Here is a 12,243-nt window from a genome sequence, read left to right on the forward strand (position 1 = left end):
ATTGAAGAATTCCATCAACGGCACCGTCGGCAAGCTGAACCAGATCATCGGCGACGTACGGCTGTCGGCCGATGCCCTGGCCAGTGCCTCGGAAGAGATCTCCGCCACCGCCCAGAGCATGAGCCAGGCCAGTACCGAACAGGCCGCTTCGGTGGAAGAGACCAGTGCCAGCGTCGAGCAGATGTCGGCCTCCATCGCCCAGAACACCGAGAATGCCCGGGTCACCGACGGCATGGCCGGCAAGGCCGCGCGAGAGGCGGGCGAGGGTGGTGAAGCGGTACGTGATACCACGGTGGCGATGAAGACCATCGCCGACAAGATCGGCATCGTCGACGCCATCGCCTACCAGACCAATCTGCTGGCGCTCAACGCGGCCATCGAAGCGGCCCGCGCCGGCGAGCACGGTAAGGGCTTCGCGGTGGTGGCGGCCGAGGTGCGCAAGCTGGCCGAACGCAGTCAGGTCGCGGCCCAGGAGATCGGCGACGTGGCCAAGAACAGCGTGGCCCTGGCCGAGCGCGCCGGCACCCTGCTGGACCAGATCGTGCCCTCCATCGGCAAGACCTCGGAGCTGGTGCAGGAGATCGCCGCGGCCAGCGAAGAGCAGAGCAGCGGGGTGAGTCAGATCAACGGCGCCATGCTGCAACTAAACCAACTGACCCAGCAGAACGCCTCGGCCTCGGAGGAGCTGGCGGCCACTGCCGAGGAAATGAGCGGCCAGGCCGAGCAACTGCAACGGCTGATGGGCTTCTTCCACACCGGCGAAGGCCGTGTGGTGCAGGACTTGGATCGAGCGCTGGAAGCCACACGGCCAAGGACGGCGCGGGTCCCCGGCAAGCTCTTGCGCAATGGCACCGCGGGTGGCGTACCTGAAGGCTACGCCCCCTTCGATTCCTGACCCCTTATCCTATGGCCACCTGCGGGTGGCCTTTTTGAGACTACCGACATGACTGTCATCAAGAAAATGCTGCTGCTGGTGCTGTCCGCGCTATTGGGCATCATGGTGCTGGCCGGCACCGGCCAATATGAAATCGACCAGGTGTTCCAGGCCGCCAACTATGGCAACGACAATACCGTGCCCAGTTTGAAGGCGCTCGGCGAGATCAACGATAGCCGCTCCGATTACGTGGTAGGCATCTATCGTCACGTGCTAGCGACCAGCAGCGAAGCCATGACCACCGCCGAGCAGGACCTGGCCGCGGCCAAGGAGCGCATCGGCCAGAACCTCGGCAAGTACGATGCGTTGGTTTCGGATGATCGTGATCGCACACTGCTGGCAACCGATCAGGCCGCCTTCAATGCCCTGTTCAGCCTGGGCGAGCAGGTCATTGCCCTGTCGCGGCAGAATCGCAACGACGACGCCCAGAACCTGATGCGCAGCCGTACCGACGTGATGCTCGCCATCAACAAGGCCCTCGACGAGCACGTCAGTTACAACCAGACCCTGGCGCAGCAGGGCGTGCAAGTCGCCCAGAAGACCAAGGTCGAGGCCACCTGGCTGGCCCTGTCCATCGCCCTGGCGACCCTGCTGGCCGTTGCCCTGCTGGGTTTCTTCATCACCCGCAATCTGCTGCGTCAGCTGGGTGGTGAGCCCTCCGTGGTCGCCACCTTAGCCGGCCGCGTGGCTGCAGGCGATCTGCCCGACGACATCAAGCTGCGGGGCGACGACAAGACCAGCCTGATGGCGGCCATGCAGAACATGGTTACCACCCTGCGCGGGCTGATCACCGAAATGACCAGCATGTCGACTGCCCATGACCGTGGCGAAACCGTGGTCCGCATTCCGGCGGACCGTTTCCAAGGTGCCTATCGCAGCATGGCCGAAGGCGTCAACGGCATGGTTGCCGGTCATCTCAGCGATTCCGCCAAGGCCATGGCTTGCGTCAAGAGCTTTGGCGAAGGCGATCTGTCGGTGCCGCTGGAGCGCTTCCCCGGCCAGAAGGCGGTGATCAACGACAACCTCGAGCAGGTGCGCGGCAATATCCAGCGTCTGGTCGAGGACGCCAACCAGCTGAGCCAGGCGGCCATGGCCGGTCGTCTCGACAATCGTGCCGATGCCAGTGCCCACCAGGGTGACTTCCGGCGCATCGTCGCCGGCATCAACGGTACCTTGGATGCCATCGTCGCCCCGGTCAATGAAGCCATGGCGGTGATGTCCGGGCTGGCCGAAGGCGATCTGAGTCGCACCGTTCAGGGTGATTACCAGGGCCAGTTGCACGAGCTGAAGACGTCCATCAACGGCACCGTCGGCAAGCTGAACCAGATCATCGGCGAGGTCCGGTTGTCGGCCGATGCCCTGGCCAGTGCCTCAGAAGAGATTTCCGCCACCGCTCAAAGCATGAGCCAGGCCAGTACCGAGCAAGCTGCCTCGGTCGAGGAGACCAGTGCCAGCGTCGAGCAGATGTCGGCCTCCATCGCTCAGAACACCGAGAATGCCCGGGTCACCGACGGCATGGCCGGCAAGGCCGCGCGGGAAGCGGGCGAGGGTGGTGAAGCGGTGCGTGACACCACGGTGGCGATGAAGACCATCGCCGACAAGATCGGCATCGTCGACGCCATCGCCTACCAGACCAATCTGCTGGCGCTCAACGCGGCCATCGAAGCGGCCCGCGCCGGCGAGCACGGCAAGGGCTTCGCGGTGGTGGCGGCCGAGGTGCGCAAGCTGGCCGAGCGCAGCCAGGTCGCGGCCCAGGAGATCGGTGACGTGGCCAAGAACAGCGTGGCCCTGGCGGAGCGCGCCGGTACCCTGCTGGACCAGATCGTGCCCTCCATCGGCAAGACCTCGGATCTGGTGCAGGAGATCGCTGCGGCCAGCGAAGAGCAGAGCAGCGGGGTAAGTCAGATCAACGGGGCTATGCTGCAGTTGAATCAGCTGACTCAGCAGAACGCCTCGGCCTCGGAAGAGTTGGCGGCCACTGCCGAGGAAATGAGCGGCCAGGCCGAGCAACTGCAGCAGCTGATGGGCTTCTTCCACACCGGTGAAGGCCGTGCGGTACAGGACCTGGAACGGGCCATGGAGCGGGCTCGGCCAGCCGCTCCGCGCAGTCCGCAAGTCGCCGTCCGTTCCCAGTCCGCCGCCGGTGGTCGCCTGCCGGAAGGCTACGTACGTTTCTCGGAGTAACCCATGAACGCCCTGACGATCTCCGATCTAGAGCAAGACACCCTGGGTCACCAGCACCTGACCTTTGTCGTGCAGGAAGAGACCTATGCGGTGGATACCCTGGCCGTGCGCGAGATTCTCGAGTTCGGCCAGCTCACCCAGGTTCCGCGGATGCCGGCGTGCATCCGCGGCGTCATCAACCTGCGCGGGGCGGTGGTGCCGGTGATCGATCTGGAGGCACGCTTCGGCGGTAGTCCGACCCAGGTCGGGCCACGGACCTGCGTCGTCATCCTGGAGGTGCCCACGGGCGATGACCTGCAGGTGCTTGGCGTGGTCGTCGATGCGGTCAGCGAGGTGCTGGAGATCGCCCCCGGCGACATCCGCCCGGCGCCCAGCTTCGGTAGTCGCCTGCGCCCGGACTTCATCGCCGGCATGGTCAAGTCGGGCAGCGGCTTCGTCGTCGTCCTCGATGTCCCGCGGGTGCTGGATATCGAAGAACTGGCCGGCCTGGCCGCGCGTAGTACCAGCTGAGCGCCGCTGGACCCCTGATGCAAAGACTCAGAAAAGACAGGAAAAAGGAAGCGCAACATGCAGTTGATGTTCTCGCTACGGACTCGAGTGGTGTGGTCGGTACTGGGCATGGCCGTAGCCCTGCTTCTGGTAGTGGGGGCGGCCTGTTATCAGCTGAAAGCTTTGGGTGGCCCAGATGTCGGTTCGGCCCAGTGGCTGGTGGGCGTGCTGGGCCTGGCTGCCCTGGGCGTAGTGGTCCTCGGTGGCGGGTTCATCATGCACACCTTGCAGCGTCAGCTTGGCGCCGATCCGCGGGTTGCCGCCCAGGTGGTGGCGCAGCTCGCGCGTGGTGAGTTTCCAGGCCAGTTGCCGTTGCGCGAAGGGGATACCCAGAGCCTGTTGGCGCAACTGGCCGGGCTGGTGGCGACCCTGCGCGAAGTGGATGCCGAGTGGGGACGCATCAACACGGAGCAGGCGCGAGGTCACCTAGACGGTCGCTCCAATGCCAGGGCGTTTCCGGGTTGCTATCGCGACTGGTTGGAGCAGTACGCTGGCACGCTGCAACTGCAGCAGGACGAGCAAAGACGTGCCATGGCCTGCGTCAGCGCGATCGCCGCTGGCGATTTCACGGCGAAGCTCGATCCCTATCCCGGGCAGAAGGGCTTCATCAACGCCAGTGTCGAGGAACTGCGCGGCAGTCTGCAGACCCTGCAGGGCGAATTGCAGCGGATGTCCCACGAGCATGCCATCGGCGATATCGAGGTCTGCATCGAAGCCCAGGGCCTGCAGGGCGCCTTTGCCGAGATGGCCAGCGGTATCAACGCGCTGGTCGACAGTCATATCCAGGTCAAGAAGAAGGCCATGGCCTGCGTCAAGGCCTTTGGCGAGGGCGACCTGACGGCGCCGCTGGAGGCCTTCCCGGGCAAGAAAGCCTTCATCAACGCCCACATCGAGCAGCTGCGGGGCAATCTGCAGGGGTTGATGGCGGAGATGCAGCGGATGTCCCAGGAGCATGATGCCGGCGACATCGACGTCAGTATCGACGCCGAACGCTTCCAGGGCTCCTATCGCGAAATCGCCGCTGGCATCAATGCCATGGTCGCCGGTCATATCGCGGTGAAGAAGAAGGCCATGGCCTGCATCAAGGCCTTCGGCGAAGGCGATCTCTCGGCGCCGCTGGAGCGCTTCCCCGGCAAGAAGGCCTTCATCAACGACAACGTCGAACAGGTTCGGATCAATATCCAGCGTCTGATCGATGACGCCCAACACCTCAGCGAGGCGGCCATGGCCGGTCACCTCGATACGCGCGCCGATGTCAGCCTGCATCAGGGCGATTTCCGTCGAATCGTCGCTGGCATCAACGGTACCTTGGACGCCATTGTCGCCCCGGTGAACGAGGCCATGGGCGTGATGGCCAGGCTAGCGGAGGGGGATCTGAGTCGTACCGTTCAGGGCGACTACCAGGGCCAGTTGCTGGAGCTGAAGAATTCCATCAACGGCACCGTCGACAAGCTCAACCAGATCATCGGAGAGGTGCGGTTGTCGGCCGATGCCCTGGCGAGTGCCTCGGAGGAGATCTCCGCCACCGCTCAGAGCATGAGCCAGGCCAGCACCGAGCAGGCGGCATCCGTGGAAGAAGCCAGTGCCAGCATCGAAGAGATGTCGGCGTCCATCGCGCAGAATTCGGAAAATGCGAAGGTTACCGACGGCATGGCCGGTAAGGCGGCCCAGGAGGCGCAAGAGGGTGGTGCTGCGGTCCGTGATACCACCGTGGCGATGAAGACTATCGCCGACCGGATCGGTATTGTCGACGACATCGCCTACCAGACCAATCTGCTGGCGCTCAACGCGGCCATCGAGGCGGCGCGGGCCGGGGAGCACGGTCGTGGCTTCGCGGTGGTGGCCGCCGAGGTGCGCAAGTTGGCCGAGCGCAGCCAGGTGGCGGCCCAGGAAATCGGTGCCGTGGCCAAGAATAGCGTGGCTCTGGCTGAACGCGCCGGCACCCTGCTGGACCAGATCGTCCCTTCCATCACCAAGACCTCGAGCCTGGTACAGGAGATCGCCGCGGCCAGCGACGAGCAGAGCGGCGGGGCAGGGCAGATCAACGCCGCCATGCTGCAACTCAATCAGATCACCCAGCAGAATGCCTCGGCATCGGAAGAGCTGGCGGCCACGGCCGAAGAGATGAGCGGCCAGGCCGAACAGCTGCAACGACTCATGAACTTCTTCCATACCGGCGAAGGGCGCGCCCCGCGCGACCTGGATCGCGCGCTGGAACACGTCCGGCCGTCGTTGCCGAGGTCCCATCATCCGCTGGGGTCCAGTCGTGGCGAGGCGCCAATCGCCCGCTTTCCAGAAGGTTTCACACGCTTCGGTGAATAGCGCCTAGGCGCCATGCCGTGGCCTGGCTGAACAGCCATCGGCTGGCGCCGCTGCGCCGGCTGACGCGCCCCTTGAAGGTAATGCCACCGATTGATCGGCTGGCTAGGTCGCCGTGCTAACCGAATGGACGGCTGCGGACCAGGGGTAACGCTTCGTTTCCTTGGGGAAAGGAAGTGGCACACACGCCAGCCAGGCTAGGCCTTGGTATTGCTGAGTCGCGCTGCCAAGGCCCTGTCGAGCAACGGATGAGGCGCATTCCAGAGCGGACACGCGGTAAGTGCTAGATAGCAGAACGGTTAAAGAAGGCCAGGGCTAGGCCGAAGAACTGGACAGTAACCATTAGGAAGTCATTCCATGCTGAACAAGATGCGTGTTTCGACCAAATTGATGCTGGGCTTCGGCGCCGCCATCCTCATGCTGCTGCTGACCATCGGCGTGGCGCTGCTGAACATGGGGACGATGAGGGAAGCCGCTGACTCCATGTCGCAGTATCGCTTTCCCATGACGGTGCAGGCCAACACCCTGGCCCGCAACACCCTGGATTCCGGCCGCCAGATGCGTAACCTGCTGCTGCAGGACGGCGCTGACCAGCGTGCCAAGACCCTCGACGAGATCAAGCGCATTCGGGGCGAGAACGGCGACATCCTCACCGACCTGGGCAAGAAGATCCAGAGCGACGAAGGCAAGCAGAAGCTCAAGGCCGTGCTGGAAAGTCGCCAGCGGCTGCAGGACAAGTACAGCGAATTCTTCCGCCTGCTGGACGTCGACCATGGGCAGGCGCGTGACTATCTGCTCAACGTCTTCGCCCCCAACAACAACGAGCTGGTCACCGCGGTCAATCAGCTCAATGACCTCCAGGCCCAGCGCATGATCGAGTCCGGCGAAGCCGCGACCGCTGCCTATGTGGACGCCCGCAACCTGATGATCGTCCTGGGTGCCGTGGCGTTGCTGATGTCGGTCGCCATGGGCTACCTGATCGCCCGCAGCCTCATCCGCCAGCTGGGCGGCGAGCCGGCCTATGCCGCCGATGTGGTCAGTCGGGTCGCCCGCGGCGATCTGAGCGTCGTGGTGGAAACCCGCGAGGGCGATACCACCAGCATGCTGGCGGCCATCCGCGGCATGACCGAACGCCTCGGGCAGATCATCGGCGAGGTACGCGGCAACGCCGATTCCCTGGCCAGTGCCTCCGAAGAGGTCTCGGCCACCGCCCAGAGCATGAGCCAGGCCAGCACCGAGCAGGCTGCCTCGGTCGAAGAGACCAGCGCCAGCATCGAGCAGATGTCGGCCTCCATCGCCCAGAACACCGAGAACGCCCGGGTCACCGACGGCATGGCCGGCAAGGCCGCGCGGGAAGCGGGCGAGGGTGGCGAGGCGGTGCGCGATACCCTGGTGGCGATGAAGACCATCGCCGACAAGATCGGCATCGTCGACGCCATCGCCTACCAGACCAACTTGCTGGCGCTCAACGCGGCCATCGAAGCGGCCCGCGCCGGCGAGCACGGCAAGGGTTTCGCGGTGGTGGCGGCCGAGGTGCGCAAGCTGGCCGAACGCAGCCAGGTGGCCGCCCAGGAGATCGGTGAGGTCGCCAAGAACAGCGTCGCCCTGGCCGAGCGTGCCGGTACTCTGCTCAGCGAGATGGTCCCCTCGATCAACAAGACCTCGGATCTGGTGCAGGAGATCACCGCCGCTTCGGAAGAACAGAGCGCCGGGGTCGATCAGATCAACAGCGCCATGCTGCAACTGAGCCAGCTCACCCAGCAGAACGCCTCGGCGTCGGAAGAGCTGGCGGCCACCTCCGAGGAGATGAGCGGCCAGGCCGAGCAACTGCAGCAACTGATGGAATTCTTCACCCTGAACAATGCCCTGCCGGGCGTCAACGCGGGCCTGTCCCCGAATACCGGCTCGAGCCAGGGCAAGGCCAAGCGCAAGGCCTCCGCCTTCCGCTCCGCACCCGTGACCGTTGCCACCCGGGGCAAGGCCCCGGTCGGCTTCGCCCACTTCGAGGAGAGTGTCTGATGAGTAGTGCAGAGCTGCCCCGGCAGTTTCTTACCTTCCAGCTGGGCGGTGACATGTACGCGGTGGGTACCGGCTGCGTGCGCGAGATCATCGAATATGGCGCGGTGACCAGCGTACCCATGCTGCCGCCATCGATCCGTGGGGTGATCAACCTGCGCGGCGCCGCGGTACCGGTGATGGACCTCGGCGTGCGTTTTCATGGCCAGCCCACCGAGGTGACCCGGCGCAGCTGCATCGTGGTGCTGGAGGTGCAGGGCGGGCAGCGCACCCAGGTGCTGGGGGTGGTGGTGGATGCCGTCAGCGAGGTGCTGGAAATCGGCGTGGATGCCATCGAGCCGGCGCCGGATTTCGGCGCCCGGGTGCGCACCGATTTCATCCTCGGCATGGCCAAGCAGGGCGACGGCTTCGTCATCCTGCTCAACATCGAGCGCGTGCTCGGTGAGGACGACTACCAGCAGCTCGCTGCCATTCCGGCTGCCTGAGCATGAGCGTGTCCGAGGCCCTCGCGCTCACCGATGCCGAGTTCCAGCAATTCCGCTCCCTCATCTTCAAGGTCGCGGGCATCAGCATGTCCGATGCCAAGAAGCCGCTGGTGGGCGGACGGCTGGCCAAGCGCATCCGCCTGCGCCAGCTGCCCAGCTACGGCGCCTACTTCCGCCTGATCCAGCAGGATCGGGGGGAGTTCCAGATGGCGGTGGACCTGCTCACCACCAACGAGACCTATTTCTTCCGCGAGCCCAAGCACTTCGACTTCCTGCGCACCCAGGTGCTGCCGAATTGGAAGGGCAGCCAGCCGTTTCGCCTGTGGAGCGGCGCCTGTTCCTCCGGCGAAGAGCCCTACACCCTGGCCATGACCCTAGCCGAGGGCCTCGGCGAGAAGCCCTGGGAGATGCTCGCCTCCGATCTCAGCACCCGGGTGCTGGAAAAGGCGCGCCTCGGGCAGTACCCGCTGGAGGAGGCCGAAGGCATTCCCGCAGCCCTGCTGCGGCGGTACTGCTTCAAGGGCGTGGGTAACAACGCCGGCATCTTCCTGGTCGATCCGGCACTGGCGGCGCGCATCTCCTTCATGCAGATCAACCTCAATACCCGGTTGCCGGAGGTGGGCAAATTCGACGTCATCTTTCTGCGTAACGTGATGATCTATTTCGATCTGCCCACCAAGCGCCAGGTCGTCGAACGGCTGGTCCGCCATCTGCGTCCGGGTGGCTATTTCTTCATCAGCCATTCGGAAACCCTCAATGGCGTGACCGAGGCCTTGCGCATGGTGTCGCCTTCCATCTATCAGCGGCCGATCTGAGCACCGTGGCGGTGGGCGAACGCTTCCTCACCCCCGGCGACTGGTATTTCGGTCGTGGCGATCTGCAACTGCGGACGGTACTGGGCTCTTGCGTGTCCTTCGTCTTCTGGCACCCGGGTGATCGGTTGGGGGGCATGACCCACTCCCTGCTGCCCAGTCGGCTGGGTGGCGCCAAGACCACCCGGCGCGACGGTCATTACATCGACGATGCCCTCTATCTGATCCTCAGGGCCATGGCGCGCCATGGCAGCGATCCACGCGGGTATCGCATTCACCTCTATGGCGGTGGCTCCATGTTCCCCGGAGTGCCGAGCACGCCGGCGGCGTCCATCGGGCAGCGCAACGTGGAGGCCGCGCGCGCCTTGCTGGCCGCCTATGGTCTAAGGTGCGACAAGACCCATGTCGAAGGCATCGGGCACCGCAAGTTGATCCTCGATCTGCGCACGGGCGCTGTCTCTCTCCAGCAGGCGACCCTGAGCGCAAATCCCTCCTCTCCGGACTACCCCTAATGAATAAGATCAAGGTTCTCATCGTCGACGATTCAGCCGTGGTACGTCAGGTGCTGGCACAGAGCCTGGCCTTGGATCCGGGCATCGAGGTGGTCGGCGTAGCGGCCGATCCGGTGTTCGCCATGGACAAGATGCGCAAGCAATGGCCGGACGTCCTGGTGCTGGACGTGGAGATGCCGCGCATGGACGGCATCACCTTTCTCAAGAAGCTGATGTCCGAGCGGCCGACCCCGGTGGTGATCTGCTCCACCCTCACCGAGAAGGGCGCTGCCACCACCCTGCAGGCCATGGCGGCTGGTGCGGTTAGCATCGTCACCAAGCCCCAGGCCAATCTCAAGCAATTCCTCCAGGGCTCGACCGAGGACCTGGTGCATGCCATCAAGGCGGCAGCCCGCGCCAATCTCAAGCGCCTGGCGCCGCGGGCGGCGCCCGTGGTGGCAGCGCCCAAGCTCAGCGCCGATGTCATCCTACCCGCCGGTGGCACGGCCATGGCCCGGACCACCGAGCGGCTGGTGGCGCTGGGCACCTCCACCGGGGGTACCCAGGCGTTGGAAGCCGTGCTCACCTCCCTGCCGCGGGTCTGTCCCGGCATCGTCGTCGTGCAGCATATGCCCGAGCGTTTCACCGCCGCCTTCGCCGAGCGCCTGGATCGCCTCTGCGACCTTGAGGTCCGCGAAGCGCGGCACGGTGATCGCGTCACCCCGGGACGGGTGCTCATCGCCCCGGGTGGCCGGCACATGTTGCTCAAGCGCAGTGGTGCCCAGTACCACGTGGACGTGGTCGATGGCCCGCCGGTGAGCCGCCATCGACCTTCGGTGGACGTACTGTTCCGCTCGGTGGCGCGGGCGGCCGGCAGCAACGCCCTCGGCATCATCATGACCGGCATGGGCGACGACGGCGCCCGTGGCCTCAAGGAACTACGCGAAGCCGGCGGCCGTACCCTCGGCCAGGACGAAGACAGCTGCGTGGTCTACGGCATGCCCAAGGAGGCCATGAAACTCGGCGCCGTGGAGCAGGAAATCGGTCTCAACCAGATCGCCGCCGCCATCCTCAAGGGCGGCGCCTAGACGAACTTGCGGGGCAGCCCAGACTCCAAGCGCGAGCACGCGAGGAGAGCCCCATGTTCGACATCTGCCAATGGATCAATGAACCCGAGACCTGGCTGGCCGAGCCCGAGCGGCTCCGGGTCATCACCGATCGCCACAGTGACTTCTGGCGTCAGACCCACGACGGCGCCGAGCGCCACAGCGGCCACTTCTTCGGCGCCCGGGTCACCAGTGGTTTCACCGCGCAGGTGCGGGTCGCGGCGCGCTGCAAGAACCAGGGCGATCATGCCGGGCTGATGGTGCGGATCGACGAGCAGCAGTGGCTGCGCGCTGGCATCGGCTACTTCGACGACACGCCGCAACTGCTTAGCGTCCTGACCCAGGGCCGTTCGGATCTGGCCGTGGGCGCACCCTTGGGCGAGCGGGAAGAGGTGTGGCTGAGGGTCACCCTGACCCAGGGTAGCCTGCGGGTGCAGGCCTCGCTGGACGGTCAGCGCTGGCCGCTGCTGCGCCTGGCCAGCTTGCCAGCCGCCGCGGAATACCGGGTCGGTCCGGTCTGTGGCACCCCGGAGCGGGGTGGCATGGAAGTGGCGTTCAGCGAGTTCAGCCTGCAAGCCCCGCTGCAGCGCGGCCTGACCGATCTGAGTTGAGGTGGTGTTGCTAAACTATGTTTTACGATCTAGCGAGCTAGAGCCAAACAAGGCGAAAACGCCTGAGGAAGCGGAGTTTACAGATGGTAAATGAGCATTCCGAAGGCGTTTTTAACGCAGTTAGGCCGACGCGCAGCAGATCGTGACCGAACATCAGCCGACGGTGACGGGGGGTAGTTCTACCTGCTGCACCTGCACTGCCTTGCGCGGCGCGACCACCTTGGCGACGCCGTCGACGACCTTGTCACCGTGTTGGTTGAACACGCGGGTGGCCAGGTTCACGCGAAACTTCGGCAGCTTTTCCAGCACCTCGATTTCCACCGTCAGGGTATCGCCCAGCTTGACCGGCTTTTCGAAGGTCATGGTCTGGTCGACATAAAGAGTGCCTGGGCCCGGCAGGTTGCAGGCCACCGCGGCGCTGATCAGGGCGCCACTGAGCATGCCGTGGGCGATGGGCTCGCGAAACAGCGTCTTGGCGGCGAAGTCGGCATCCAGGTGCAACGGGTTGCAGTCCCCGGAGAGGGCGGCGAACAGCAGCACGTCGCGCTGCTCGATGGTGCGGGTCACGGTCACCTTCTGGCCGATCTCGAGGGCTTCATAAGGGATGTTTTCGGTCAGGCTCATGAGGCGCTCCGGCAGCTGTGACAAGGCGGCAGACGCCGCGAAGCCGGGCATTCTACCCAGGCTGGTCGTCTGAGGCTAATCGACGCCCGGAAAAGCCGGCAGAGAAGGTGAC

9 protein-coding genes and 3 pseudogenes are annotated in these 12,243 nt (G+C 65.0%); 11 read left to right on the forward strand and 1 reads right to left on the reverse strand.

Annotated elements, in window-relative coordinates; translation table 11 throughout:
• Positions 1-34 precede the first annotated feature (34 nt).
• From C722_RS27240 to C722_RS0122980, 11 genes and pseudogenes are all read left to right on the forward strand, one after another.
• A pseudogene (locus C722_RS27240) lies at positions 35-895 on the forward strand (methyl-accepting chemotaxis protein); the annotation flags it as partial.
• A 48-nt stretch (positions 896-943) separates the two neighbouring features.
• Positions 944-2,194: pseudogene (locus C722_RS27245) on the forward strand (MCP four helix bundle domain-containing protein); the annotation flags it as partial.
• 54 nt (positions 2,195-2,248) lie between these two features.
• Positions 2,249-3,118 (forward strand): annotated as a pseudogene (locus tag C722_RS27250) (methyl-accepting chemotaxis protein); the annotation flags it as partial.
• Between the two features lie 3 nt (positions 3,119-3,121).
• Positions 3,122-3,628, forward strand: a complete 507-nt coding sequence (locus C722_RS0122945) for a chemotaxis protein CheW (RefSeq protein ID WP_017642755.1) — start codon at positions 3,122-3,124, stop codon at positions 3,626-3,628.
• A gap of 57 nt (positions 3,629-3,685) precedes the next feature.
• A complete protein-coding gene (locus C722_RS27255) occupies positions 3,686-5,989 on the forward strand; it encodes a methyl-accepting chemotaxis protein (RefSeq protein WP_017642756.1) in 2,304 nt (767 codons plus the stop codon).
• Between the two features lie 354 nt (positions 5,990-6,343).
• Positions 6,344-8,005, forward strand: a complete 1,662-nt coding sequence (locus tag C722_RS0122955; RefSeq protein WP_017642757.1) for a methyl-accepting chemotaxis protein — start codon at positions 6,344-6,346, stop codon at positions 8,003-8,005.
• Entirely contained in the window at positions 8,005-8,487 is a 483-nt protein-coding gene (locus C722_RS0122960; RefSeq protein WP_017642758.1) for a chemotaxis protein CheW, read from the forward strand. Before C722_RS0122955 ends, C722_RS0122960 begins: the two co-directional genes overlap by 1 nt.
• Before the next feature lie 2 nt (positions 8,488-8,489).
• Entirely contained in the window at positions 8,490-9,302 is an 813-nt protein-coding gene (locus C722_RS0122965) for a protein-glutamate O-methyltransferase CheR (RefSeq protein WP_017642759.1), read from the forward strand.
• A gap of 11 nt (positions 9,303-9,313) precedes the next feature.
• Complete coding sequence (locus C722_RS0122970; protein ID WP_231356310.1) at positions 9,314-9,811, forward strand: chemotaxis protein CheD; 498 nt, start codon at positions 9,314-9,316, stop codon at positions 9,809-9,811.
• Positions 9,811-10,878: a chemotaxis response regulator protein-glutamate methylesterase gene (locus C722_RS0122975; RefSeq protein WP_017642761.1), complete on the forward strand. Its 1,068-nt coding sequence runs from the start codon at positions 9,811-9,813 to the stop codon at positions 10,876-10,878. Before C722_RS0122970 ends, C722_RS0122975 begins: the two co-directional genes overlap by 1 nt.
• Positions 10,879-10,931: 53 nt before the next feature.
• Entirely contained in the window at positions 10,932-11,507 is a 576-nt protein-coding gene (locus C722_RS0122980) for a DUF1349 domain-containing protein (protein ID WP_017642762.1), read from the forward strand.
• Between the two features lie 153 nt (positions 11,508-11,660).
• Here the strand turns inward: C722_RS0122980 and C722_RS0122985 are convergent, their stop codons facing one another.
• Positions 11,661-12,131, reverse strand: coding sequence for a MaoC family dehydratase (locus tag C722_RS0122985; protein WP_017642763.1), 471 nt, complete (start codon positions 12,129-12,131; stop codon positions 11,661-11,663).
• Between the last annotated feature and the right edge of the window lie 112 nt (positions 12,132-12,243).

Origin of the sequence: Pseudomonas sp. 313 (assembly GCF_000316965.1) — a bacterium.
Classification (GTDB): domain Bacteria; phylum Pseudomonadota; class Gammaproteobacteria; order Pseudomonadales; family Pseudomonadaceae; genus Chryseomonas; species Chryseomonas benzopyrenica.